Raw genomic sequence first — 25,591 nt, 5'->3', positions numbered from 1 at the left:
CGACCCGCCGGGTCAGCGCCTCGATCCGGGCGTCGCGCTCCGCGATCTCCGCGTCCCGCTCCGCCAGCACCGCATCCAGCCGGGCGAGCCGCTCCAGCAACTGCGCGAGGAACGGCGAACCGGACACTCCGCCCAGGATGCACCAGACCACCCAGCAAGATCAAGACCTGCGCGAACCAGGAACCAGCTGAACAGTTACGCCACGCCCACAAGGTTCCCGTCCCCCAACCACAAAACGACGGCGAACTCAGCGTCAAGCAGGTCGCCGCCCGCCTCGGTATCAGCGCCGACGCCGTCTACAGCTGGATCGCCAACACCCACCTCGAAATCCGCCGCACACCCGCCGGCCGGATCTGCGTGCCCTGGAACGACCAGGTCGAAGCCGCCTGCCGACACCGCATCGCCCGATCCGTCCACCTCAAACCCACCACCACAACCCCAAACATCACAGCAGAAGAGGCAGTATGAAGCCACCGTCCCGACCGTCGCGGACAGGATCGCGCAGACGGTGGCGGCAGGGAGGCTGGAAGCGAAGGTCGAACCGATCTTCCACCCGGACTCCTACGGCTACCGGCCAGGACGCTCGGCGCTGGACGCGGTGGCGGCATGCCGCAGGCGCTGCTGGAAGCGCAGCTGGGTAATCGACTTGGACATCCAGAAGTTCTTCGACAGCGTCGATCATGAGCTCGTCGTCAAAGCGGTCGCGGCGCACACCGACCAACCATGGGTGCTGCTCTATGTCCGGCGGTGGCTCGTCGCGCCCCTGCAGCAGCCAGATGGCACCCTACTGATGCGGGACCGCGGCACACCGCAAGGCGGATTATGTTCAGCTGAACATAACCCACCTAATGAACAGTGCTGGGTAATGCACAGTGTTGACCTCTTGGTGCTGGTGAGCGCGAGGCTGGGGATCGAGCGCTGCGCATAACGCACGCCGTGTCAACCCACGCCATCGCCACGTCCAAGGAGAAATCCTCGAGGCCACGGGCAGCGAAGTCACCGGCAGCGCGCCGTGGGTCTCGATCCGTTGCATCCACGTGAGTTCCCGTGCCTGCGCCCGGGCCGCAGCCAGACCGCCGAGGAGCCGACTGTCCATCTTGGACAACAGTCGCCACGCGGTGGGTCGGACGCGACCGGCCCGAACAGCGCAGCCTGGTCCCGCAGCATCGCCAGATCGGCGATGGCCTCACCGCCGTCGGCGAGCATCACCGCCAGATCAACCGCAACCCGCCCAGGGTCATGCCGGCTCCGCCGCTGCCGCAACCCGGCCAGAGCGTCGGTGAACGCCCGGCTCAGACCGGTCACCTCGGCCACATCCGCCAGGAGCCGGGCGCCGGCATGACCGACCACACCCCGCCCGTCAGCACTCACAATGATCTTCGGACGTGTTCGGGTAGCCTTCACTCGGTAAGTGCCTTCCGTGGCAGGTTGATCAGGGCCCTAGACAAGCCAGATCATCCCAGACCGGGAGGCACTTTCCTTATCTCTGATCCTGAGCGCAGGCCGGCCTCTACTGAAGGACCGGGGCTAGTCATCCGGGAATGTCGAGCCGAGGGCAACAGCCCTCGCCTCGGTCTCGTCAGAGTCCCACATTGTACGCATAAGTCTGTTGGCGAAGGATTCGTAGTAATCTTCGGCGTCGGAGAGGAGGTTGACCAGTTCGCTCGAGGTGGACCGATATTGTCTCGATGTGGTCGCGGAATCCTTCAGGCCGCCGTAGGCTCTGTCCATCTGTTGTGGGTTCGTCGCGAATTCGGCTATGTGCCTGCGAATAGATTCGGCCATATCGAGGAACTCGTTGGCGATCGATCTTGGCACGTCAGTGGTAAATAATATTATTCTACTCAACGGCTAATCCGATTCGTCATGTTCGATGTACGGTGAGAGCTGGCCCCGGATGAACCGGTCGAGGGACTTGCTGGCGGCGCGCCACAGGATTTCTTCCATCGACCCTTGGAAGAATGTGCGGTTGATCCCCGCCCCGTCCACGAATCCACGCACTGTTCCGAACGCAGCACCCAAGAGCATTTCCCTCCAGATGGCTTCAGCGCTGCGGTCGCCGACCGCATACTCGTAGGCCGTGATGACTACATTGGACACGGCACCCTTGGCGATTCCTTTGATTCCATTGTGAATGATGAATTCTCGCCATTCCTTCGGTTTTCCGTACCCTTTTACCGGGTGCTCGCCCAATAGGGGCAGGTGCTGTCGTTGCCATTCGACCGGCCTGAGCACGGTCCGGTCAGCCGACGGGATGCTTTCGTATGCGGTCGGATACCCTTCCCGCCAGCTACTGTGTTGCTTGACGTAGGCGATTCGCTCGGCCCAGGATGTGCCTTTCTTGATTTCCGCGACCGCGTCTTCGATCCGGGATACCAGTCTGTGTCGGACCTCAGTCCTCTGTGTGACGTCTTTGAGGTGTTCCGTTGCATCGTCGAATTGTTTTTCCAGTCTCGCCGCTTCCGCGCGCGCCATGTGCTGCGTCTCCTGCGCGAGGGCGAGTCGTTGCCAGCGACTCTGCGCCGCTGCTGAGGTCGTCTCGTGCTTGGTGGCTGCGGCCGCCAGGCCCCGATGCTCGTTCCGGAGTAACGTTTTATCACCCGTAAGCCTGGCCGCCTCGACCCGTTCACGCTGTACTGCCAGATCTGAACGGGTCTTCTGCACGTCCGCCAGGGCGTTGTCATATTCGGTCCGCAAGGTGCCCAGCCGGCTGCGAAGGCTGCGCTCCCATTCGGCGGCCGCGAGATATCCTTCGAGGACGCGACGCTGAACATTACGCGCGATGGTGAGCCGTTCTTCCAGTCGCCGCCCGCCCTTAGCGGTCAGGTCGACTCCAAGAGCGCGAGCCTCCGCATGAGTCACTAAAACTCGGTCGACCGCGCGTAAATTTCGCGCTGTTTCGGCCGTGACGCGGGCCGGGACCGGCGCTGCGTTTGCTGCCGTCTGCTCGCGGTGCCCGCCCAAATCGCGGACTGCCCTGCGGAAACGTTCGACATTTGAGGAGAACGTCGGCAGTCCATTACTGGCCCGTCTGACGCGGCCAGCCTCGTCGACAACCTTCTTGACACCAGCCCCCTCAACCAGCCCGACCAACCCGCCGGTGACCGCGCTCGCCCCCGCGCTGACGAAAAGTAGCGCGGGGTCCAATGGTTGTTTGCTGATCTTCGTGGCAATGACATTGGACAGCAGGTCGCCGACCCCGTCACGGACACCCTCGTAGAGGATGCGCCCGTAGCCGATCATGAACTTCTCAGTCTGCCATGTCAGCTTGGTCATCTGGACGATCCAGGTGCGTACCCGGATCAAGAAACTCACGAGTTCGCGCAACATCCGGGCTAGGACCGCGAGTATCCGACCCACCTGGACGATAAGCAGGTTCAGATAGGCCTCGACCGCAGCAAGCAGCGCAGGAAAGAACGCAGCGACCGTCCACATGGTCAACGTCGCAGCGATCTGGATGGCCAACTCCTTGAGGACATCCGCCACCCGTTTCTGGTCATCCGCATGGCGGTCCTGGCGCTCAGCTACCGCGAAGCTAACCTCGCTGAGCTGGGACGCGAATTCGGCCACGCGCCTAGCGGCGTTGCGGAACTCGTTGCCCGCCGCTCCCTGCCAACGGTCCCACGAATTGTGAATAGCTTTCAGGGCTCGGTCACTGTGCTCACGCAATCCCGCGCCAAGTTGGCGCCACGCCTGCGCGTTGATCCGCACTGCGGCCGAATCCCCAGCAAGATCCGGCAAGACACCCAAATCGCCAAGATCGTGCAGCGTCAGTGGCTGCGACATCTCGCGCTGACCTCCCGATCCGAGCCCGGCCGGAGTAGACAAAAACAAGACTATACCTACCTGATGAATAGGATAACTCCGCCGGTCGGATCCGGCTAGTGCTCTGACCGGAAACGTTGGCCGGGTCGGGGGTCATGCTGCGGCGCGTGCGGTGTGGCCCCATCGGCGTTGGCGTTCGCTGCGGACCCGGGCCCGTTCGCGGCGTTGCGCGGCCAGGACGTCGGGGTGGCGGGCGTTGGCGTTGCGCCAGCGTAGGTAGTCGTGCAACGCCTGGGTCGCGACCGGATGGTTGGGATGGTTGGAACCGGCGACGACGAACATTCGTAGCGGTCCGAAGTGCGCCTCGTCAGGTAGCCCCGGCGCATTGCTGCGCCGGGGCCCCTTCAGAACCGGCCGTGCCCGATTTCCAGGCAACCGGCTCAAGCAAGCCCTGCAGGCTCGCGGGTTGGCAGAGGTGCTGGTTGGTTGCCGCCGTTGATGGCGCGTAGACGGCAGTGGGTGTGTATGAGACGGGTTGCGGCGCGTTCGTCCGGCGTGCCAGCACCCCACACTGCGACCGCGTGTTTGCGCAGCGCCCTGCGGACAGCGGTGAGCCACTGTTCCCACTCGTGTGGACTTTGTGGCTCGTGGTTGGCGTGCAGCAGCAGTCCTCGGCAGAGCGGGCATCGGCCGTGCTGGAGCTTGAGTAGCTTCAGCGTTGCCGGGCTCATCGGAGGCGGGCTGCGGCGACGTCGCTGGACCCAGTAGTCGGTCAGGGTCGGGTCGTCCGGGGACGCCGTTCCTGCCACCATCCGGTGCCGGACGATCGGTGTCCAGACGAACTTGCGGAGATAGAAACCGGTCTCCCGGCTGCCGAATATCCACTTGTCCTGCCTGGCGGGGTTGAACATGCCGAAGTGCCGGGCGATGATCCAGCGCGTCGGCTTGTTCGGGTGGGAGAGCCTGGCCCACTTGTAGACCAATTTCCACAGGTGCGCGTCCAATGCGTTGAACATGCGTTTGGACACCCCGATCCGGTAGTAGGCGGCCCACCCGGTGATGATCGGGTTGAGCTTGGCGATCACCGCGTCGGCGTTGGCCCCGCGCAGGGCCTTCACTTCAACGGTCAGCCGCCTGCGGATCCGCCGCAATGCATCGTTGCTCGGCTTGGTCAACAACTTCCCGTTGGGATAGCGGCGAATGGCGAACCCCAGGAAGTCCATCCCCTGATCCAGGTGCGTGATCCGGGTCTTGTCCTCGTTGAAGACCAGACCCCTGGGCGTCAACCACGCGTCGAGCCGCGCCTTGACCTGTTCGGCCTGCTCACGGGAGTGACACAGGGCGACCAGGTCGTCGGCGTAGCGGACCACCACAGGGCAATTCGGTACTGTCTTGCCGGCGTTCGTGCCGGTGTCGTAGTACCGGACCCCGGCGGCGGTCTCCATGCCGTGCAGCGCGACGTTCATGAGCAACGGGCTGATCACCCCACCCTGAGGAGCACCCTCCTCGGTAGTGGTGAACCGGCCGTCCTCGACCACGCCGGCTTTCAGCCACTGCCGCACCAGTCCCCGACCAGGGAAGGCACCCAGCGACTGATAGATGTGCTCGTGGTCGAGGCGGTCGAATGCCGCCGCCAGGTCGGCGTCGAGCACCCACAGACGCTTCGCGTCGGTGCGGCTGGACGTCGTGTGGATGGCCACGATCGCGTCGTGGCATCCACGACCTGGCCGGAAGCCGTAGCTCTTCGGTTCGAACCGGGCCTCCCACTCGGGCTCCAACGCGTTGACCGTCAGAGCTTGCAACGCCCGGTCGGCGATCACCGGAATCCCGAGCCCGCGGCGGCGCCCGTTGCTCTTGGGCACATACGCTCGCCTGACCGGTCGGGGTGACCACGGCTTGGCGTGGTGTTGCATCCAGTCAGCCAGTTCGGCCTTCTGCGACGCGGTCACCACGACCTGCCGGTCCACCCCGGCGGTCTTGCGGCCAGCGTTGAGCTCCGTCACCCGCCGCACCGCCACGAGGGCGTTGCTGCGGGAACGCAACATCAACTTCTGCAAGTTCCGGACCTTCTTCAGGTCCCCATCCCGCGACGCCGCGAAGATCCGCTGCCGCAGCCGCCGTACGTGGTCCTCCTGGGCGCGCCAGATGATGGCGTCCCAGCCGGGGACCTCGCCCTCCGGTCCGTTCACTCCGAGAGCCGCCATCGCCACCGCGAAAGCCATCGCCGTCATCGTGTCTAACTTGCCCTTCGGTTCCGGTGCCCAGCACAGCTCGAACTTCACAGGCTCACCCGACCCGCGTCAGCGCCCTTTCAGGCCAGGGCAGCAGCCCCTATCCGGCCGGTTATGCGATGACCACCGGCGGAGTGCCAGCGTTACCGTCACCGGGTTCCCGTTGCCTTTCGACAGCCGGCATTCGCTTCTCGGGTCGTCCTGCGCCCGCCGGGGCATCGGCCGTCCTCACGGACGACCTACCAGGCGACACAGCCTGGACCCCGTCGGGGTTGTCACGTTCCACATGAGACAGACGCGACCGGGTTGGGTGCCCTCTGAACCCCGGGGACGGTGGTGCGCTCCCACCCGGCCCAATCCCTCCGGATGGCACCCGCCGCCTTACAACGGCCGGTCCCTGTCTCCCGCTGAAACATCCCATCGAGCGAGAGCGGCAATGTCGAGGCGTCATCGAGGGTTCACGTCATTCACCCGTCCGGCCTTCCCCAGCCTGTGGCCCCTGGATGGAACAGGAACCCTTGGGCCGCAACCCCGGGCTTCGCACCCCACGGTTACCCGCGACGCACGCCGAGGCGGGGACGGTCCTTGCGCACTGGACCGAGCACTACACCTTCGACATCAGCCGAACCTCCTCCGGTGAAGCACCACTGCTCTCAAGCGGCATCGTGTCGCACGATCGGGTTTGCCCATGACGAGTAGGTCGGGGTGAAACACAGCTCCACCCGGTTGCGGCCGGCCCAGGCCCGGATCTGCTTGCCCTTGTGGGCGGACAGGTTGTCCAGAATGACGTAGACCGGTGCGCTGTCGGGCCGTGCCGCGCGGATCGATTTGAGCGCGGCCAGGGTGTTGCCTGCCGACTTTCGCCTACGCACGACACCCCACATGGTGTCGTCACCGACGCTGTAGCAGGCGTGGAACTGCCGGACGCCGTGCAGCTTGTGATAGTTGCCCGGCAGTCGATCCGGATGCCCGGCCGCGGTCCACGATGCGCCGGCGTGCAGTCGGATGGTCAGCGGCCCGAACTCGTCGAACGCGAACACCCGATCCGGGAACAGAGTGGTCACTTCCTCGATCCGGGCGAGCTTGGCTTCGGCGTCCGGGTCGTTGGTCTCCTTCCACGTCTTCGTCCGCTGGAAGGTGATCTCGTGCTTGTGCAGCAACTCCCGCAGCCGCTCCCGACCCACCCGCACCCGCCGTGCGCCGGTGTTGTGAGCGAGGTAGTCAGCGAGTTTCCGCAGGCTCCACCGGGTGAACGGCTGCCCGAGTGTCCGCGGTCGTGTGGTGGCCGTCGCGACGATGAACGCTTCGTCGTCTTCACTGATCCGGCGGGGACGGCCACCCGCCCACTGAGACACCCCATGCCGGTTCGGTGTCAAGCAGAGGCCGTGAAGTTGTGGTGGGACCAGACGGTGTCCTCGTCGTAGGTCGTGCCGGTCTTGAGGCAGCCGTGCAAGATGCCGACCAGACGGTTGGCGACCTGGCGCAGGGCTCGACCGTGGTCGACTTCCCGGGCGCGTTGTTTGTCGTAGTAGGCCCGGGCGCCCGGCGAGCCGTTGATGGCGGAGAACGCCTGGGCGTGTAGGGCATCGACGAGTCGGTCGTTGTGCACGAAGCGGGCCAGGACGACTCGGCTGCGGCCCGAAGCTCGGGTGACTGGGCTGGTCGCGGCGTAGTTCTTGCGTGCTTTGGCGTCGCGGTAGCGGTCGGGGTCGTCGCCGAACTCAGCCAGTATCCGGGCTCCGGTGACCACACCGACGCCAGGCTGGGAGCGGTAGATTTCGGCGTGCGGATGGTCGTTGAACTGGGCTTCGACCTGCCGTTCCAGCTGCTTGACCTGGATGTTGAACGCAGCGATCACAGCACTCAGCGCGGCGACGGTCGCTGCGTAGGCTTCCGTCACCGCTGTTGAACGGCCAAGATGCTCGCTGTGCAGCGCGGCGACGACGTCCGCGGCTTTGGCGCGGACGTTGTGACGGTGGACCCTGCGAAGCGCAGCGACGATCACCTCGATGTCCAAGGCGGCTGCCGCAGCTGGAGAGGGAGCGGTCTGCAGCAGCTCGAGGGTGTCCGCGCCGGCCAATCCCAGCCGCTCGTAGGCGATCAACGCGGCCGGGAAGTACTCCCGCAGCGCCGACCGCAGCCGCAGCATGGTGCGAGTCCGTTCCCAGACCATCGTCTGATGCGCCCGCGCGACAACCTTGATCGCTTGCGCTGATGACGTGTCGCCAGCCACCGCCCGCAGCTGGGCCCGGTCGATACGAACCATGTCAGCCAACGCGTGCGCGTCGCCCTTGTCGCTCTTGGCACCTGAAGCGCCATAGCGTTCCTTGAACCGGCTCGCCTGCTTCGGATTGACGGCATAGACCTGGTAGCCCGCCGCGATCAAGGCCTCAACCCACGGCCCCCGATCCGTCTCGATCCCAACGACCACACCAGCCTCGCCGCGTCCACCGCTAACAGCATCCAACCCACCGACGTGTTCAGCGACCAACGCATGCAGCCCCGAGATGCCCAAGATCCCTTCCGGGAGCCGGCGGCGCGCCACAACCCGTCCGGCGTCGTCCTGGAGCTCAACATCATGATGGTCCTCGGCCCAGTCATCACCGATGAACAGCAACGTTCCTCCCTTCCTCAGCTCGATCACATCGACCAGTAGCCAAGGGAGAACAGCACGCGCCCTAATGGATCAGTGCTCATCTCGGCAGCAATCAGCGCCCGAACGGCACGACACCCCATCAACGGTCAACCTCCCCGGGACGCCAGCGGGGGCACGGTCTCAGTGCAGACACTTTTTGACGTCCAGGGTCCAAGAGTGCTCACCCATCGGCGGCTACCGCCCGAGAGTCTTCCGCAGCGACAGCCCTCCGGAGGCAACGCCGTCCAGCTCTCGGTAGGACCCATTAAATTTAGCGGTAGTTTGTTGACTTCAGGGTGGTAGGTAGAGGTCGATGCCGTGGCCGCGGGCGAGGGCGTCGAGGAGTTGTTGGAGTTCAGTGGGTGGGGGCTTGTCGGACCAGGCGCTCCACCAGCGTTGCAGCCGCAGCCAGGGGGTCAACCAGGCGCGGACCGCGCGGAGGGTCTTGGGCCAGCACGGGTGTGTCACCGGCTGGGGCGGTGCAGGGCCCCCTCTCTGCGGGCCCGTCGGGTGACGGGTCCGCACTCGGTTCGCTGGGAGTGTCCAGTGTGGACGGTTGATCGGGATGGTGGTCGAACCAGGCCTTCCAGCAGAACGCGAACGCGCAGTGGACGAGGTTCTGGTGACGCTCGATCGCGACGGCGGAGCGGACCTGGAAGTCGGCCCAGCCGAGCTCGTCCTTGACCTGCTTGTAACTCTGTTCGATCCAGTTCCGCATCCCGTACAACCGCACCACCTCGACCAGACCCGCGGCTTCGTGCCGGCTGTCGGGGGTGGCATGGGGGCCGCCGGGGCGGGGCAGGTTGGTCGCCAGGTACCAGGTTGCCTTGTCCGGCAACGTGGCTGGGTCGGTGGTAGCCACGACGAGGCGGGTCTGCCCGTCCGGTCCCCACCAGCCCAGCGACGCGTCAGCCGCCCACCAGGTCTCGGTGTGCCCGTCACGGAACCGGCGCCGTACCCGGCTCCACCTGCCGGGATCGTCAGGCCGTTCCACGGCACAGCCCGGGCGGCGTCTTTCGGGGTGTACGCCTCGGCGCCGTACTGCCACGCGCCGCGCGACGGTTTGAGTGCCAGCACGAACCCCCAGCCGGCCTGCTGCAGTTCCCCGCGCAGCTCGTCGTGGTCGCCGTAACCGCAGTCGGCCACCACCGCCCGGCAGGCAACACCGGCCGTGCGCGCCTCGGCCACCAGCTGCCCGGCGATGCGCGGCTTGGTCCGGAAATCGGGATCGGTGCGGCTCTTCGGGAAGTGCGACGCCGGGGTGTACGCCCGGGCGTGCAACGGATAGTAGACCCGCTCGTCGGCCCACAACGTGGTCACAGTAACCACACCGTTGTCGGTCTTGCCGTAGCGGCCCAGCCACTGCCGCCCGACATGAGCAGTGCGCCGTCCGGCCTTTCGGTCACCGGAATCGTCGATGACCAACACACCCCCGGCGTGCCAGGCGGTGCCCGGATCGGCCTGCAGCAGTTCCAACCGCCGGCCGTTGACCGCACCGGCGTCCCGTCAGCCCGACCGTCCAGCCATCCACCGAAGTCAACAAACTACCGCTAGACGTGTCGACCCCGCCGCGCTTGGCCACCCCGGATCCAACCGGATCGGCCGCCCACCACCACCGACCGGCGGCTTGACCAGCTTCCCGCCACCACCCGCCAGATGATCAACCCAGACCCAGCACCATACGATCGCGCCGATCCAGGACCCGACCTTCGCCGCGTTGCCGGTGAGTTCGAATCCCAATGCTTTGCGGCTACCCCGCTGGGGACTGGACCAGCTACGCCAACACATCGATCTCCACCGGCAGGCTTCCTCGACCTGGGCCGCGGCCCTCCTGATGCCCGCGAACTACATCAGACGGCGAGGCGGTACCCGTGTTTGATCACCGTCTGCACGAGGTCGAGGCCCGGCACCGCGCGGCGCAACCGGGACACCGCCATCTCGATCGCGTGGTCGTCGACGTCGGTCAGGCTGGGTACCAGTCGCCGAATGTCTGCGTTGGAGAACACCTTTCCCGGCTCCCGGGCGAGGGCCCGCAGCACGTCGACAGGGCCTTGCTGGATCGGGTACAGCCGCCCGTCGAGTACCGCCGCGTGTCCCCGCACCTCCAGTGCCCGGGCGCCGACGGCGACGTGCACCGTCCGATCGAGGACCGACCTGGCCACCAGTGCGGCTGTCTCCTCGTCGAACGGCATCGGCGGTACCGCCGCCTGCACGCCGTGGCTGCGAAGCGTGGCGGCGGCGAGCGGACCGCGGCAGACGGTCGGGATGTGTGTGCCGAGCTGGGCGGCTACGGCCGGCAGCCGGCCGTGGTCGGCGGCGAAGCGTAGTACGTGGCCGGCTGCGACTGGGTCGAGCCAGGCGACCGCGTTGATCTGGCGGCGGCTCACCAGCTCGACGACGCGCCGCACTCCGAGCACGTCGTTCGGCGGCTCAGTCACATATGTAGGTACTTCGATCACGTCAGCGCCAAGAGTGCGCAGCGATCGGCAAGCTTCGGCCTGGTTCGGTGCGTCGAGTAGGGCGGCAATGCGCCGCCCGGCCGGTTGGTGGGTCAGCAGGTACCGGTACAGCTCGTCGGTGGACCCGGCCGCGGTCGACATGATGTCGCGCAGGCCGTTGCCCCGCAAGGCGTCCGCGGTGCGGGCGTCGGCGGCCAGCAGGCGCGCCGAGCGAAATGCCGCCAGCAGCCGATCCGGATCAGGTACCGCCTGCACCAACGCCCGCACACCGGTGGCGGATGAGACCACGACGTCGTCGAGGGGTGCGTCGAGACACACCGTGGTGGCCCGGCGTATTGCGTTCAGGTCCGGCTGCGGCACTGCCCGGACGCCCTGTACCGACACAACCCGGGCGCCGTGCTGCTCGAGCAGATCGGCGAGGCGGTGCCGGCGACGATGGCTGATCACGGCGATGGTGAAGCCACCCAGCAGTGCCGGATCGACGGCATCGTCCTCGGCGCCGTCGGTGCCCGCCCGTTTCCGCACCACGGGTCTCCTTTCCCGACCGGGCGAGGGCGGTGGGTCGGGTCCGGATCGTATGTCCAGTCGGTGGCGCCGAGGGCGCGCCGGTAGATCACCGATTGGCAACTTTCGGCCCGGCGTCGGCCGCTGGAGTGTGCATCGCATGCGATCCCGCAGGCTCCGCCACGCAGGTCACGGCGAGTGGTCCGGGCTCGGACGGCGCGCTGCGCAACGAAGTGGGCGATGCGATGATCTTGTGAGGCGCTTTGCGGAACGATCACACGTGGCGGCCGCCCCTGGTGCGCGGCATCGGCGAGCACCGACACTCGTCTGACACGACACGCATGCAACAGGGAGAGGCCGATGAGCAACATCAGCGTGCTTGCTCGAGACGCCGACCCACTGGTCGTGGCAGAGCCGCCGATCAACCTGGTCCCGGCGATGCTCATCGAGCGCCTCATCAGTCCCGTCCTTGTCGTCGGTGACCAGCAGGTGCCGGTGCCGGCACTGGTGCGGCTACGCCCGGCGCTGCGCCGGTACCTCGGCCGGCACATCGTCATCGGAGTCCGGCCCGAGCATCTGCAGGATGCCGTTGTCGGGCTGCCCGCCACCGCGGGACCGGCGGCGGTGGTGCTGCATGGCCGGGTGCGGTTGGTCCGTCAGGCCGGCCAGGACCGGGTCGTCCACCTGGAGCTCGCCGACGCGGCCGGTGGCCGGCAACCCGCGCCGACGTTGGTGGCGAGGGTGAGCCGCCGATCGAGCGTCGACGTGGGTGGGGCGATCATGCTCGCTGTCGACACCCGGCACCTGTTGGCATTCGACGCCGACAACGGGCGGAGTCTGTGGTGAGGCGGCTGTGGTGAGGTTGCCGCGTCGCGCCGCTGCCGCCGGGCTGTCGTGCGTCGTCCTGCTGGTGGCCGGCTGCGGCGCCGAAACGGCGCCGACCAAGCCGTACACCGGACAGCCCGTCGAGGTCGCGGGCAGCTGGACCGGCGCCGAGCAGGCGAACTTCGAGCGCGTCCTGCGCGAGTTCGCCAAGCAGACGGGTGCACGGGTGCGGTACACCTCCGGCGGCAGCGACCTCGATGTGTTGGTTTCCTCGCGCATCGGACGAGGAAAGCCACCCGACATCGCCATGATTCCGCAGCCCGGAGTTGTCGCCCAATACGCGGCCACCGGTGCAGCGAAGCCGATCACCGGCGCCGCTGCCCAGGCGGTCCGAGCCCACTTCTCGCCGCAATGGCAGCAGCTCGGTACCATTGGCGGCCAGCTTTACGGGGTGTACTTCAAGGCCGCGAACAAGTCGGTCATCTGGTACCGCACCGACGCGTTCACCGCGGCGGGAGTCCACCCGCCTGTGACGCTCGACGAGCTGGCGGCGGTGTCGCAGACGCTCGTCGACTCCGGCACGGCGGCGATGACGGTGCCGGGCGCCGACGGCTGGCCGCTCACCGACTGGTTCGAAAACGTCTACCTGCAGCTCGCCGGCGCCGAGAAGTACGACCGGCTTGCCGCGCACCAGCTGCGCTGGACCGATCCGACAGTCGTGCAGACACTGCGCACGATGGGCCGGTACTGGGGGTCGCCACGGTTCCTGCAGGGCGGCCCGAACGGTGCGCTGCAGACCACGTTCACCCGCTCGGTCGCCGACGTCTTCGGGCCGAAGCCCAACTCGGCAATGCTGTACGAGGCGGATTTCGTCACCACCGAGATCGCCAAACTCGGCGCATATCGTGTCGGTGACGGTGCCCGGTACTTCGCGTGGCCGTCCGTCGACGGTACTGGCAGCGCGGTCGTGGCCGGCGGTGACGCCGCGGTGGCATTCACCGGCCGACCGGTGACGATGGCGCTCATGGCGTACCTGGCGTCGCCGGAGGCTGCCGCGATCATGGCAAGACGCGGCGGCTTCCTGTCGGTCAACCGCGACCTGGATACCGGCGTTTATCCCAACTCGACCACCCGGGCGCTGGCTGAGACCCTGCTGCAGGCGGAGACGTTGCGCTTCGATCTGTCGGATATGACGCCGCGCAGTTTCGGCGGCGGCAACGGGGCGAGCATGTGGCGGTTGCTGCAGGCGTACCTCGCCGCGCCGGACACCGATCCGGCGGTGGTTGCGGGGCGGCTCGAGGACGCCGCCGGCAAGGCGTACGGGGTCATGTGATGGCCCGCTCAGCCAGGTTCTCCACCGCGGCGTGGTTCCTCGCGCCTGCCGTGCTGCTCGTGGTTGCTCTGATCGCTTTCCCGGTCGGGCACACGCTGTGGCTGAGCGTTCATGACGCGGCCGGTCGCGACAGCGTCGGGCTGGCCAATTACGTCGACGTCCTCACCGCGGCGCAGATCCGCCGGGCGCTGCTCAACAACGCCGTCTGGATTGTCGTCGCGCCGAACCTCGTCACCGCGACCGGGCTGCTGGTGGCGGTCCTCGCCCAGAAGGTTCGCCGCTCCACTGCGTTTCGGGTCGTGCTGTTCATGCCGATGGCGATCTCGTTGGTCTCCGCCGGGGTCACGTTCCGGCTCGTGTACGACGAGAGTCCGGACCGGGGCGTGCTCAACGCGGTCGTCGTCGGCATCCACGACACGTTCAAGCCGCCGTCGCGGTACCACGGCGCGCAGGCCCGCGACGGGCAGGCCGTCGTGTCGTATAACGGCGGCCTGCAAACGAGCCGAACCGTTGCCGCCGACGAAACGGTCCTGCTGCCGCTGGTCGGGCTGGCACCCCGACAGTTGCCGAAGTCCGCGACGCAGGCCGGCAGCGACACCAGCATCATGGAGTCCGGGGTCCATGGCGTGGTCTGGTCCGACTTCACCGCGACAGGCGGTCGGCCCGGCACCGTCGACGCTGGTGAACGCGGCCTGCCGGACGTGGCAGTGGAGGTGCTGCGCGACGGCACGGTTGTCGCGCGGACCCGCACTGCCGCAGACGGCACCTTCGTCGTGCCGGAACTGACCGGGCAGGGTTACGTCGTGCGGCTCGCCGCCGACAACTTCACCGAGCCGTTCGTGGGCCTCACCTGGCTGGGTCCCTCCCTCGTCACTCCGGCGATCATCGGCGCGTACATCTGGATCTGGGCCGGTTTCGCGATGGTGTTGGTGACGGCCGGGCTGGCGGCGATCCCGAGGGAGACCCTCGATGCCGCCCGGGTCGACGGCGCCAGCGAATGGCAGGTCCTGCGACAGGTCACGGTGCCGCTGCTGCGCCCCGTTGTCGTGGTCATCCTGGTGACCATGACCGTCAACGTGCTCAAGGTGTTCGACCTGGTGCTGGTCGTCGCACCGGAATCGGCGCAGGGCCCGGCGTCGGTCGTCGCGCTGGAGATGTGGCGCTCGTCATTCGACAACATCGGGCGCAGCAGCGCCCTGGGCGTGCTGCTGCTCGTGCTCACCCTACCGGGCGTCCTGTACAACGTGCATCGCCTGCGAAGGGGCGAACGGTGACCATCTTCGCCCCGGTCGGTGTGCCGGAGCTGCAGCCTGCCGGCACCGAGCCGACCGGCCCGCCGCGGCCGAGCCCGACCATACGCGCCATGCGGCGGCTCGGCCGCGGCGCTGCCCAGGTCGCCATCGTCGCGACCGGCCTGTGGTGGCTGGCGCCGACCCTCGGCCTCGCCATCGCCAGCCTGCGCAGCCCCGCCGACAACAGCGGCACCGGCTGGTGGACAGTCCTCGGGGAGCCGGCCCAGCTGACGCTACGCAACTACCGTGACCTGCTCGCCGACGGCCGGCTCACCCACGCTCTGTGGAACACGGTGCTGATCTCGATCCCGTCGACAGTGCTCGTGGTGGCGGTCGGTGCCGCCGCCGCATACCCGTTGGCGTGGCTGGATTTCCGCGGCCAGCACACCATCATGCTGACCCTCGTCGGGCTCATCGCCGTACCGGTGCAGGTAGCGATCATCCCCGACACACGGTTGTTCCGGGTGCTCGGCCTCTACGGCACCGTTCCCGCGGTCGTGGCGTTCCATGTCGCGTTCGGCCTGCCGTTCGCGATCTTTCTGCTCCGCAATTTCTATGTCGCGATCCCGCCTGATCTGATCGAGGCCGCGCGGACGGATGGCGGCAGTGAGTTCGCGATCTTTCGCCGTGTCGTGCTGCCGCTCGGCCGACCGGCGCTGGCATCGCTGGCAGTGTTCCAGTTCGTGTGGGTGTGGAACGACCTCATCGTCGCCCTCGTCTTCGCCGACTCGGACAACGCGCCGATCACCTCGGCGCTGCAGGAGCAGATGCGTTCATTCCCGTCCAACATCGACGTCATCGCCCCCGGCGCATTCGTGTCGATGGCGGTGCCGCTGCTGGTCTTCTTCGTGTTCCAACGCTTCTTCCTGCAGAGCATGCTTGCCGGCTCCGTCCGGTAGGCCGTACCACCATCCCGCCCTCGCGACCGCCTGTCGATGATGATCAGTCGGCTGTGCGGCGGCCCCGCCACCCTTCAGACCGGACCCCGATGACACAACCCTTGATGACGCAACCCCCGACGAAGCCCGCGACGGCCCGGGCCCGGCGCATGCCGGTCGAGAACGACTGGTACCAGCGCGCGGTGTTCGACGAAGCCGTCACACAGGCCTGTTTCGACTCCAACGACGACGACTTCGTCGACCTGCTGGGACTGGTGTCCAAACTGGACTACCTGCAGTGGCTCGGCATCGACTGCATCTGGCTGCCGCCGTTCTACGACTCGCCGCGCCGCGACGGCGGCTACAACATCCGCGACTTCTACACGATCTGCGCGGAATTCGGCACGATCGATGATTTCGTGACCCTGTTCGACGAGGCGCACGCCCGCGGCATCCGGGTCATCCGCAAGCAGCACGTCGCGTTCGCCGTGGGTGACCTGACCGACGAGCTGACCGGCGACACCCGGTGGCCCAGCATCGGGTTACGACCGTACCAGTTGACGCTACCGGGCTATGGCTCGTACTGGTTCCGCATCCTGCCACCGAAGCGGCGCCGGGGTAGTGCAGATGTCCGATGACTGCGGCGCCGAACTGTTCGAGGCGAGTCTCATGTTGCTGGCGGGCACATCGGTGCTGTACCGCGCGAGCACCGGGCGGACCGTCGACCCGTGGGCCGTGGTCGACGCCCACGCGGTCACCCAGCTGCGGGTCGAGTTCGAGGCCGAGTCGTCGGCGACCTGGTTCGCCGACGTGATGCAGGCCATGCCGGACGCTAGATGCTCGATACGTCGGCGGGTGGCGGGCATCCGCCGACAGTACGAGACCTTTGTCGTCCATGTCGACGGCGCCGAACCGTCGACCGTGGTCGGTCGGCTGCACAGCGCCTGGATACAGAATCTCGAGCTACTGCTGGGCAACGGCGCCTCCGACGAGCGTGCGCTGCGGGCGCGGGCGGCGGCGGTGTGGCGTGTGGCGATGCTGACGGCGGCGCCACGCGTGTCATCGACCGGGCTGCAGCTACGGGCGCGCGACCGATCGTCGGCACGTCTACTGCTGCGGGCCGCGCAGCTGCTCGGCGTCACCGGCCAGGCCCGCACCTCGCGCGGTTTCCAGGTCGTCCGTGTCGAAGGGCGCGGCGTGATCACCCTGCTGTCCACGGTTCGGTCGGTGCCCGGCCCGTTCAGGGTATGAGCGGAGGCGTATCGGTGGAAACCGGGCGACGTCGGTGCCTCCGGTGCGATCAGCGTGGCCGGTCGGCACCCTCGAACGGTTACCTACCGGTGCCGGTCTCCCAGAGCGTCTGGCCGTGCAGTGAGATGCTCACGTTGCCGTCGCTGTGCAGCACGAGCACGGCGCCGGCGTTGCCGGCCGTTTGCGTGCCCCAGACGCCCACACTGCCGCCGTCGTAGAGCACAAGATGACCATCAGATTGGAACACGAGGCAGCAGCCGCCCTTGCCGGCAGTATGCGCCCGCCAGACAACGTTGCCCTGGTCGTACAGGACGATATCCCCGTCGAGGCCGAGCATCAGACTGAGCCGGTTGGTGCTCCATGCCTGGCCGAGGCTCAACACCTGGGTGGCTTCGACGGTCAGGGTCTGCCAGTTCAGCGTCGGCGACGGGGGCGCGGCGGGACTCGTCGACGTCTGCGGCTTCGCCGTCTGTGTCACGGGACGGGCAGATGGTGCCGGCGTGGGACTCTTGCCGTGGATCATGAGTCTCGAATCCCGCGCGTAGTAGTTCACGTACTGCTGCACCAGTGCCACGTACTGCGACAGGCTCGCCGAGTCAGGTACTCCACCAGCATGCTTGACTGTCTCCACGTCCGACCGGAACGCGGCGAGTGCAGCTGCGTAGGGATCTCTGCCCAACCCGGACAGCTCGCTGAGGAGCCCGCACATAGCCCGGCCGAGGACGGGAATCGCCGCGCTGGGATCCCATGGTCCGGTGACAGCACCGGCCTGTGCGTACTTGGCCCACACGTTCGGGGTGAACTGTGCGATACCCTCCGCGCCGTCGGCCCCCATCAGGTTCGGGTTGAACCCGGAGGAGGCCATCAGCTGCGCCGCGACCCGCACCGGCGAGACCAGCGGGCAGATCGAACCCGCGGACACCACCGCCGCGAGGTAGCCGTCGGGCACCGGCAGTGGCGGCCGATCGCCGCTGCTCGAGGGGTCGGCTGTCACACGAGCCATCCCCGGACCGGCCGTACCGGTCCCCTCGAGCGTGGCATACCAGGCAGCGTAGGCCACGACGGTCGATACGTACCGGCGCGCCGACTCCGGCACGCCCCTCGCCGCATTTACCGTTGCCACCCCGGAGTGATGCGCGGCAAGGGCCAGCTGCCACTGATCGCCTGCGATCCCGGCCAGGCGGACCTGTCCGATCAGGTCGCACGTGTAGTGGGCCAGGGCTTGAATCTGTGCAGCTGGTTCAGTCCGCTCCGCCCCTGGATACGGCTTCCACCGGTCCCAAGCCGCATCGCTCAATCCGGCCAGCCCGCTGCTGCCGGAACCGCTCGTCGGCGCGATCTCGAAGCCGGACGCCACCATCAACTGTGCCGCAAGCTTCGCCGGTGTGAGCGCCGGGCAGGACAGCGAGGCGACCGCGATCAGCTGTACCTGGCCAGCCGGTACCGGCCGACCGGCAAGCACCGGGTCGCTGACAGGCGCGGTGCCGAACCCGGCGCTCGATGCCGCGCCGGCCAACCCGAGCAGGGCGATCAACGCGACCAGGACGACCGTCCGTCGCGGCCGGACGTCGCGGCTGCGCGACGGGCGGCGACCGGACGTGTCGAGGCGACGACGTCCACGGTAGGCAGCGAAACCGTTGCCGGAGGGCCAAAGCAATGTCGTCTCCCGGTGCACTGGCGTACTCGGGCTGCACGACGCAACACACCGGCCTTCGGTTCAACGTGACCGCCGCCAGTGTTAACCGGTTGCACAGCTACTCTCGGCGAAGATCAACGAGAGGTCGTGAGGACCATGCGGAAGCGAGCGTGACCGGCGAGCATCCGCTCGTAGGCCTTGGCCGCCTCTTCCAGCGGAACCTCCTCGGTCATCGCCCGGATACCGTGCAGCGCGGCGAAGCGCATGGTCTGCTCGACGTCCATCGGGGTGCCGCCCGGGTGACCGTGCACCGTCCTGGACCCGTTGATGAGCTGCAGCGGGGTGACCTTCAGCGGCTCGGTGTCGATACCCAGGACTAGCAGTTCGCCGTGGTTGCCGAGCCCACCGATCGCTGCGGCCATGGCGTCGGAGTTGGCTGCGGTGGCTTGCACGACCCGGGCGCCGCCGAGCCGGTGCAGTTCCGCGGACACGTCCGAGGCGGTCGAGTCGATGTAGTGGTGCGCGCCCAGTTCGGCGGCGAGGGCGGCCTTGCCCTGGCCGCGGGCGATCACCGCAACCCGGAAGCCCATCTTGGCGGCGAACTGGACACCGAGGTGGCCCAGCCCGCCGAGCCCGACAATCGCGACGAGGTCGCCCGGGCGGGCTCCGCTGCGACGCAGGGAGTTGAACATGGTGACCCCGGCACACGCCATCGGGGCGGCGTCGACGGCCGACAGCTCGTCAGGGATCCGGGCCAATGCGGTGGCCGGGGCAATGATTGCGTCGGCATATCCGCCTGGGAACGCCGCGCCGGTCACCATACCGGCCTCGCAGTGCACGAGGTCGCCGCTCCGGCACGGGTCACAGTGTCCGCAGACCCCGCCGGACCAGCCGACAGTCACCCGATCCCCGATCTGCCAGCGAGACACGCCGGCACCGACGGCGTCGATGCGCCCGGCGACCTCGTGGCCGGGCGTGACCGGGAAGGAGAGGCCGGGCAGGTGGCCTTCGACGAACGAGACGTCGGTGTGGCACACCCCGCACGCCTCTACGGTGACGCGTACCTGGCCGAATCCGGGCTCGCGAGCCTCCTGCTCGACGAGCTGAAGCTCGCCGCCGGGCCGGTCGGTCTGTACTGAACGGACTGTGGACATTTTGCAGTACTCCCTGGTCAGTGGGCTGTCGAGAGATCGGGGTCGGAATGGAGGATCAGCCGGGCGGTGGGCTGTTGCGGCCGCCGGAGCGTCATGTGCCGCGCCGGCGCCGGTCAACTCCGCCTCGTCCCGGCGTCCGCGGCACCTGGGGGTGCCGGCACGTGCTGACTCTCCGCCTAGACAGATCTGTTCAATTGCCGACCGTATACCGACCTGGTCAGTAGCGCCAACCAGTGGCGCGGTGTCCACATTTGGCGAGGTATTGCCGCCGCGAAGTGGCGTCGAAGCACGCCCCACGGGATGACCTATGCATCATGGGCACCATGAAGCCGTCGGCTTGACGGCTGTCCGTCGACGACCGGAGCGCGTACGTGCATATGTACGAATAGCAAGCCCAACACCACGCGAGACGGATCTGTCCAGCAGCGGGCACTAGACAGGTCCGTGCAGTATCGTCGAGGAGTGGAAGTGACGATCAAGCGGCCGTCGGCGCGCGAGAGGTTGCTGGCGGCCGCGGACGAGCTGTTCTACGCCGAGGGTGTGCATTCGGTCGGCATCGACCGGGTGATCGAGCATGCGGGAGTGGCCAAGGGGACGCTGTACAACACCTTCGGCAGCAAGGACGAACTCGTCCTGGCCTACGTTGAACGGCGCCACCAGCTCCGGGCGGGGCGGGTCGAGAAACACATCGCCGGCATCGAGGATCCGCGCGAGCGTCTGCTCGGGGTGTTCGACGTTCTCGGCGACGTGTTCGCCATGCCGGACTTCCGAGGCTGCGCCTTCCTCAACGCCAGCGTCGAGGCTCCGATCGCCGGCGTCGTCAAAGACAGGTGCGACGCCTCCCGGACCTGGGTCCGTGACCTGTTCACCGATCTTGCCCGCGACGCCGGCGCCCGGGATCCCGAGCTGATGGCCCACCAGTTGGTGATGCTCTACGACGGCGCGACAGTCTCGGCGCAATTGGACAGGGCCCCAAATGCGGCCCTCCTGGCACGCACGGTCGCCGCGGGGCTTCTCGACGGCGCTACCTCCGGTCAGGCTCGCCGGGCATAGGGACCCGGCCCGCTCCTGCCGGCGCCACCCATGACGCGGCCGGCGGTGGCGCCCACGACGTGGCCCGGCACATATTGGGCTGGGGAACGACTCGGCGTCGCCGAGCTCGGCGACGAACAGGCCCCGGGAGACGCGCGGTCAACCGAAACTCCGGGTATCGCTGCGCAGACCGGCAGCGCGTGCCGTCGACGGTTCGACCGAGATCGACCAGCTGGAGCGCAGCGCCCCGCCGACCAGCACCGGCACGACGGTGCCTGCAGTCCGTGTGACCAGGCCCCGGGCCGCGGTCAGTTCCTCGCCGTCCAGGGGACCGCTGATGACGAGGCCGGGGCTGGCCAGTGCCTCGGCTCTACTACCGGGTCGCGGAAACTGCTCCACCAGCCGGGACTCCACGTCGTCGCCGAGATCGAGCGCGGCGCCGACGACGGTGACCGTCAGGCCGGCCGCGACAGCCTGACGGGCCAGGTCGAGTGCGAACCAGCGGCTCGATGGCAACGCGCCGGTGATGGTGAAGACGTCCGGGGTGAAGGCGAGATCGACGACGAACCGCCAGATTCCGCGCCGCCCGAGCACGAGCGGGATTGCGGCGAGCGGCGCAGCCTCGTCGCCGAGCCAGGAGTAGGCGCTCGCCGCGGTACCGCCCCGGGCGCCGAGCAAGCGGAGATGCAGCCGTACCGGGGCGCTGTCGTCAAGCGGTTCGAGTTCGGTGACGACCCTGCCCGAGTCCAGCTGCGGGCGGTCGCCGGCAGGCACCGGATGGTCCTGCATCAGCGGTACCGGCGACGCCGGTTCAACCGACGAGCGTCCGGCCGGCAGCGGCTGGCGATCAGCTGTGGTGGGCTGCGGCGGACGAGCGGTGCCGGCAGTGTGACGACGGCGGTCTTGTTGCGGCGACGCACCATCTGCGCCCGGACGCATCCGTGCGACGACGCTACGCCGTAGCACGGCCACCAACACGACCGTCGACACCAGAAAGAACCAGCCGAACAGCAACGCGTTCGACGATCCCGCGCCGCGGCCGCGGGTTGCGCCGTCCGACTGGGACTTCGGGGTGTCCGCCGCCGGTGGCGAACCGATGAACACACCGTCGCCATGCGCATCCGACGGCAACAGCAGGATCCAGCCGGGTTGTAGCAGCTGTGCAGGGTCGGTAAGCCGACCGCCGCCGGGTTGGGCGCGCCCCTCGTTGAGGTCGAAAATCTCCTGCGCCCGGTTGCCGTCGCCGAGGGTGCGGGCCGCGATCTGGAACAGGTACTCGCGTTGGTCCGCTGTGGCCGGGCCGACGACGTAGTACCGGACAGCATCCGGCGGGCCCACGGACGGCTCCGCCGACGCATGCGTGGACGACATCAGATTCAGCGCCACAGCCGACACAAGACCGAGCAACACTCGTAACAGTCGGGCAACGCCCGATGTGCCGCGTCGATCGGGCCAACCGCTGGCCCATCGAAACATCTGCCGCACCTTCCTATTGTCGAGGCTTCCCCCGCGACCACTACGCGCGCGGTGCGGTTCAGTTCAACGCGGTTTGAACCGGACGCCTGTGTTCTGCGTCGTGTGGGCCGCAGCCGGCGCATCCTCCCGCGTCGGCTGCGCACGACAAAGACATTCCGGCAGCAGGTTCCGCGCTCGTCGACGTAGCCCACGCGGCGGCGACGCCACTCGACCGCGGCGCCTCATACTCAACGGGAACGATGACGTGGCCGAAGTACCACAACCACGGCGGCGCAACCAGGCCGCCGGCACCGAAGCGAACGCGACCACAACGGCGTCCGGCGGCCACTCATGACCGCGGTCGTGGCTACGACCACCAGATCGGTGGTCAGCCGTCGAGAGTGAGCGCCGCGCGAAGCGCCCGCAGTGCATAGTGCACCCTGGACTTGACGGTTCCCTCGGGAATGCCGAGCCGCGCCGCCGCCTCCGCGGTAGACCGCCCGAAGTAGTACATCTCAATCAGCACAGCCCGATGGGCAGGGGTCACCTTGGGCAATGCCTCGCGCATCGTCTGGGTGATGATCAGCCGTTCGATCGGGTCATCCGCCTCGGGCAGCCGGGCGAGGTCTGTGACGCCCGTCTCGGGCGGCCGAGCCTGACGGGCCCGTGCCGCGTCGATGGCGATCCGGCGTGCGGCGGTGAACAGCCACCGCCGCTCCGATTCGTACCCGTGCGGCACGTCTTCGATGTTGCGCCACGCCCGCAACATGGTCTCCTGCAGAAGGTCCTCGGCGAGATAGGACTCCCCCAAAGTCAGTCGCAACAGGAAGCGGTGCAGCGAAGGCGCATGGTTCGCGTGCAGGGCGGTCATGCGCAAGTCGACGGATGAGGTGCCACGCGCCGCGACGCGCGCGTTAGCGACCGCGGTCACCGAACCGCCCCTCCAGGTGCGAGCCGCCGGTCAACACCGCGAAGGCAGGCAGCAACGTGGTCTCCTTCGCGACGCGGTGCCGGTGTGTTGCCAGATCGATCGACCGAGGTCTGCCCGACAGGACAGCCTCCAACTCGCTGATGACGGGCTGAGCTGACCGAGGGTCGACCACAGCAAGGCGATGCGCCGCGGCAACCGGGGCATTGCAGCGTGCGGGACCGGGAGAAATCTGCAAGGTTTCTTGGCTATTCTTAGCCATCGAAAATCGACTCCAGCGCTACGAATTCGGAGGTGGCGGCCGGGCGCCCTCGGCCAATGCGCAGCGAAACACAGCCGGACCCCTTCTTGAATCACATGAATAGGTGATCGGCTAATGGTGATCGATGCAGCAGCACGCTCCGTGGTACATCGAATCCGCAAACGGACCAATGAGCCATTCCGAGCAACGGTTTGATTACTGACGGCTTCATCGTGTGCGGGCGTGGTCGAGGTGGAGCAGGACGAGCGCTGCGGCAACGATTTTCCCGATCCGCCAGGGACAGGCTCACGTTGCGCAGTGCCCTGAAGGTCATCTTGAGTAGGGCGTTGCCACGATCGGCGATGGCTCGCACGCCGTTGTGGGCCTGGTTGAGCTGCTGTTGCACGAGGGTGAGCCTGTCCTTGGGTGTCTTGAACGCCACGGTGATGGTGTCGGCTTCGTCTTCGTAGCCGAGCGTGCGCAGGTCATCGCCCGCAGCGGTGGGGGCAGGATCTCGGTTTGGGTTCGGACCGCCGTGGTGTCGTGCTCACGGCCGGGTCGCACCCCGCAGCAGCGTGCCGTGGATGTTGACGTGGCTGTAGCCGGCCGTCTTGGCGGCCGGCAGCGCCCCGTGCAGGCTGGGTAACCCGGGCTGCGCGGACGTCGATGCCTTCGTGCAGGTAGGCGTAGCCGGCGGACCTGCCGACCGCGTTGCCCCGGGCCAGTTGGCTCATCCGGGTGCCGTCCAGTAACCAGCGCAGGACCAGGACCGCCTGGTCGCGACAGGGCAACGCTCGCGTGCCGGTGCGGGTACCGCGCGTTTGGTCGCGACGCCTCGGTCCCGATCGGTTGGCCTGCGGGACCGCCGGTCCAGCAGCGAGCTGTCGCGGCGACTCGGGGTATCGCTTCCGAGGTCAGGGTCGCAGGATCAGCCCCGTCCCGAAAGGCCACAAGATCACCGAGGCGTAGGCTGGGGCGGCCGTCGGCCTGGCCCTCGAAGATGTGCCGTCCGATCAGGACAGTCGCCGGCCGACCCGGCGGCGCAGCCGGCCCGGGGTCTACCGAACAGCCGTGTCACGAATCGGGCGGGCGTCCGCGGTCAAACCCTGCTCATCACCGGCTCGAACCTCTCCGCCCGCCACCTTGGTTCGGATGCTGCGTGTGTAGGCGTTGACGGTCTTGCGGTGCAAGTTCATCCGATCCGCGATCTGCTTCGGCGTGTACCCCAGGGCGATCCACCGCAACGCCTCGAACTCGCGCTCGGCAAGACCGTTGGGGTGTATGCCGGACGGCCGAACGAGTTCGGCGTTGAACCGCTCGACCAGGAGCGGGCACACGTACAGGCTGCCCAGCGCCACGGCGCGGAGCGCGGAGCGGGTGATGTCCGATTCGCTGTCCCGCGTGAGGCACGCTCGAGCCCCGGCACGGACGGCGGCAAGCAGCGTCGGCCGACTGTCCCACGCCGAGGACACCAGTACGCGTCCGACCTGTGCAGCCGCGGCGATGCGGGCCAGAGCCGGAACGGACGGCTGACGGGGCAGGTCGAGTGCCACTACGCGAAGTTCATTTGGCAGCACCGGAAGTTCTTCGACCAGCCGCACAACGGACTCCAGTTCGAAGACCGGATCCTGTGACACAGTCTGAACCAGCTGCTCTCGCCACATCGAGGGCTCGCTGACAATCGAGACACGCAACATCATTCGCCTCCAGGAGATTTCGGCGCTTCAGCGTTCATCGAGCAGACATCCGCCGGTGCACGATGCCGAAACGGCCTATGCGCGAGGGCTTCGGACGCCTTCCCGGATGAGGTGCGCCGCGTCCAGCGGCAGGAGGTGGTTGCCAGGCAGGCACCGGTGCGGGGGCTCAACGGGCCCGTGGCAGTGCACGATCGCTGCCGGGGTGTTCGGACCCGTCTGACCAGGCCGGCAAGGCAGGCGAGGCGCCACGGGCACTAGCGGACGTACGTGGTCGA

General features: G+C 67.6%; 20 protein-coding genes and 6 pseudogenes. 8 read left to right on the top strand and 18 right to left on the bottom strand.

What is annotated here, in order from left to right; translation table 11 throughout:
* Positions 1-195: 195 nt before the first annotated feature.
* A complete protein-coding gene (locus ABD901_RS54205) occupies positions 196-417 on the bottom strand; it encodes a hypothetical protein (protein ID WP_345143052.1) in 222 nt (73 codons plus the stop codon).
* A gap of 64 nt (positions 418-481) precedes the next feature.
* On the opposite strand from ABD901_RS54205, the pseudogene ABD901_RS54200 reads away from it, so the two are divergent.
* Positions 482-928, top strand: a pseudogene (locus tag ABD901_RS54200) (reverse transcriptase domain-containing protein); the annotation flags it as partial.
* A 72-nt stretch (positions 929-1,000) separates the two neighbouring features.
* Here the strand turns inward: ABD901_RS54200 and ABD901_RS54195 are convergent.
* From ABD901_RS54195 to ABD901_RS54155, 10 genes and pseudogenes are all read right to left on the bottom strand, one after another.
* Positions 1,001-1,404 (bottom strand): annotated as a pseudogene (locus ABD901_RS54195) (transposase); the annotation flags it as partial.
* 123 nt (positions 1,405-1,527) lie between these two features.
* Positions 1,528-1,818, bottom strand: coding sequence for a hypothetical protein (locus tag ABD901_RS54190; RefSeq protein ID WP_345143047.1), 291 nt, complete (start codon positions 1,816-1,818; stop codon positions 1,528-1,530).
* Positions 1,819-1,851: 33 nt separating this feature from the next.
* Positions 1,852-3,786: a hypothetical protein gene (locus tag ABD901_RS54185; RefSeq protein ID WP_345143044.1), complete on the bottom strand. Its 1,935-nt coding sequence runs from the start codon at positions 3,784-3,786 to the stop codon at positions 1,852-1,854.
* Positions 3,787-3,918: 132 nt separating this feature from the next.
* A pseudogene (locus ABD901_RS54180) lies at positions 3,919-4,137 on the bottom strand (IS630 family transposase); the annotation flags it as partial.
* A gap of 68 nt (positions 4,138-4,205) precedes the next feature.
* Complete coding sequence (gene ltrA, locus ABD901_RS54175; protein WP_345143040.1) at positions 4,206-6,047, bottom strand: group II intron reverse transcriptase/maturase; 1,842 nt, start codon at positions 6,045-6,047, stop codon at positions 4,206-4,208.
* Between the two features lie 623 nt (positions 6,048-6,670).
* Positions 6,671-7,345: pseudogene (locus ABD901_RS54170) on the bottom strand (IS630 family transposase); the annotation flags it as partial.
* 23 nt (positions 7,346-7,368) lie between these two features.
* Positions 7,369-8,613 carry an IS110 family RNA-guided transposase gene (locus tag ABD901_RS54165; protein WP_345143037.1) on the bottom strand — a complete coding sequence of 415 codons (1,245 nt, stop codon included), beginning with the start codon at positions 8,611-8,613 and terminating at the stop codon, positions 7,369-7,371.
* Between the two features lie 373 nt (positions 8,614-8,986).
* Positions 8,987-9,493, bottom strand: coding sequence for a hypothetical protein (locus ABD901_RS54160; protein WP_345143034.1), 507 nt, complete (start codon positions 9,491-9,493; stop codon positions 8,987-8,989).
* 143 nt (positions 9,494-9,636) lie between these two features.
* A pseudogene (locus ABD901_RS59375) lies at positions 9,637-10,122 on the bottom strand (IS701 family transposase); the annotation flags it as partial.
* A gap of 359 nt (positions 10,123-10,481) precedes the next feature.
* Entirely contained in the window at positions 10,482-11,615 is a 1,134-nt protein-coding gene (locus tag ABD901_RS54155) for a uroporphyrinogen-III synthase (RefSeq protein ID WP_345143032.1), read from the bottom strand.
* 339 nt (positions 11,616-11,954) lie between these two features.
* On the opposite strand from ABD901_RS54155, the gene ABD901_RS54150 reads away from it, so the two are divergent.
* The 6 genes from ABD901_RS54150 to ABD901_RS54125 all read left to right on the top strand — a co-directional run bounded on the left by ABD901_RS54150 (position 11,955) and on the right by ABD901_RS54125 (position 17,173).
* On the top strand, positions 11,955-12,440 hold the full coding sequence (locus tag ABD901_RS54150; protein WP_345143029.1) for an ATP-binding cassette domain-containing protein: 486 nt from the start codon (positions 11,955-11,957) through the stop codon (positions 12,438-12,440).
* Between the two features lie 10 nt (positions 12,441-12,450).
* Positions 12,451-13,752, top strand: coding sequence for an ABC transporter substrate-binding protein (locus tag ABD901_RS54145; protein WP_345143026.1), 1,302 nt, complete (start codon positions 12,451-12,453; stop codon positions 13,750-13,752).
* A complete protein-coding gene (locus ABD901_RS54140) occupies positions 13,752-15,026 on the top strand; it encodes an ABC transporter permease subunit (protein ID WP_345143023.1) in 1,275 nt (424 codons plus the stop codon). Before ABD901_RS54145 ends, ABD901_RS54140 begins: the two co-directional genes overlap by 1 nt.
* A complete protein-coding gene (locus tag ABD901_RS54135; RefSeq protein WP_345143020.1) occupies positions 15,023-15,943 on the top strand; it encodes a carbohydrate ABC transporter permease in 921 nt (306 codons plus the stop codon). Before ABD901_RS54140 ends, ABD901_RS54135 begins: the two co-directional genes overlap by 4 nt.
* 104 nt (positions 15,944-16,047) lie before the next feature.
* On the top strand, positions 16,048-16,560 hold the full coding sequence (locus tag ABD901_RS54130) for an alpha-amylase family glycosyl hydrolase (RefSeq protein ID WP_345143017.1): 513 nt from the start codon (positions 16,048-16,050) through the stop codon (positions 16,558-16,560).
* Positions 16,550-17,173, top strand: coding sequence for a hypothetical protein (locus ABD901_RS54125; RefSeq protein WP_345143014.1), 624 nt, complete (start codon positions 16,550-16,552; stop codon positions 17,171-17,173). The genes ABD901_RS54130 and ABD901_RS54125 overlap by 11 nt, the downstream gene beginning before the upstream one ends.
* Before the next feature lie 79 nt (positions 17,174-17,252).
* Here ABD901_RS54125 and ABD901_RS54120 read toward each other — a convergent pair whose 3' ends face one another.
* Together ABD901_RS54120 and ABD901_RS54115 are read right to left on the bottom strand one after the other, a co-directional pair.
* The gene (locus tag ABD901_RS54120; protein WP_345143007.1) at positions 17,253-18,707 is read right to left on the bottom strand and encodes a hypothetical protein; all 1,455 of its coding nucleotides are present in this window, start codon (positions 18,705-18,707) and stop codon (positions 17,253-17,255) included.
* Between the two features lie 236 nt (positions 18,708-18,943).
* Positions 18,944-19,963 carry an alcohol dehydrogenase catalytic domain-containing protein gene (locus ABD901_RS54115; protein ID WP_345143004.1) on the bottom strand — a complete coding sequence of 340 codons (1,020 nt, stop codon included), beginning with the start codon at positions 19,961-19,963 and terminating at the stop codon, positions 18,944-18,946.
* A 462-nt stretch (positions 19,964-20,425) separates the two neighbouring features.
* Here ABD901_RS54115 and ABD901_RS54110 point away from each other — a divergent pair, with 462 nt between their 5' ends.
* Positions 20,426-21,016 carry a TetR/AcrR family transcriptional regulator gene (locus ABD901_RS54110; protein ID WP_345143001.1) on the top strand — a complete coding sequence of 197 codons (591 nt, stop codon included), beginning with the start codon at positions 20,426-20,428 and terminating at the stop codon, positions 21,014-21,016.
* Positions 21,017-21,154: 138 nt separating this feature from the next.
* Here the strand turns inward: ABD901_RS54110 and ABD901_RS54105 are convergent, their stop codons facing one another.
* The 5 genes and pseudogenes from ABD901_RS54105 to ABD901_RS54085 form a co-directional block, all read right to left on the bottom strand.
* Positions 21,155-22,381 (bottom strand): hypothetical protein, encoded by a 1,227-nt coding sequence (locus tag ABD901_RS54105; RefSeq protein WP_345142998.1) that lies wholly within the window; start codon positions 22,379-22,381, stop codon positions 21,155-21,157.
* 457 nt (positions 22,382-22,838) lie between these two features.
* Positions 22,839-23,321: a sigma-70 family RNA polymerase sigma factor gene (locus ABD901_RS54100; protein WP_380139965.1), complete on the bottom strand. Its 483-nt coding sequence runs from the start codon at positions 23,319-23,321 to the stop codon at positions 22,839-22,841.
* A gap of 410 nt (positions 23,322-23,731) precedes the next feature.
* Positions 23,732-24,061 (bottom strand): hypothetical protein, encoded by a 330-nt coding sequence (locus tag ABD901_RS54095; protein WP_345142992.1) that lies wholly within the window; start codon positions 24,059-24,061, stop codon positions 23,732-23,734.
* Between the two features lie 123 nt (positions 24,062-24,184).
* Positions 24,185-24,455, bottom strand: a pseudogene (locus ABD901_RS54090) (IS5/IS1182 family transposase); the annotation flags it as partial.
* 222 nt (positions 24,456-24,677) lie between these two features.
* Positions 24,678-25,319 (bottom strand): response regulator transcription factor, encoded by a 642-nt coding sequence (locus tag ABD901_RS54085; RefSeq protein ID WP_345142989.1) that lies wholly within the window; start codon positions 25,317-25,319, stop codon positions 24,678-24,680.
* Positions 25,320-25,591 lie beyond the last annotated feature (272 nt).

The organism is Dactylosporangium darangshiense (assembly GCF_039537565.1).
In the GTDB taxonomy this organism is placed as follows: domain Bacteria; phylum Actinomycetota; class Actinomycetes; order Mycobacteriales; family Micromonosporaceae; genus Dactylosporangium; species Dactylosporangium darangshiense.
The sequence above is the reverse complement of the archived record's forward strand: the minus strand, read 5'-3'. Positions and strand labels throughout refer to the sequence as shown.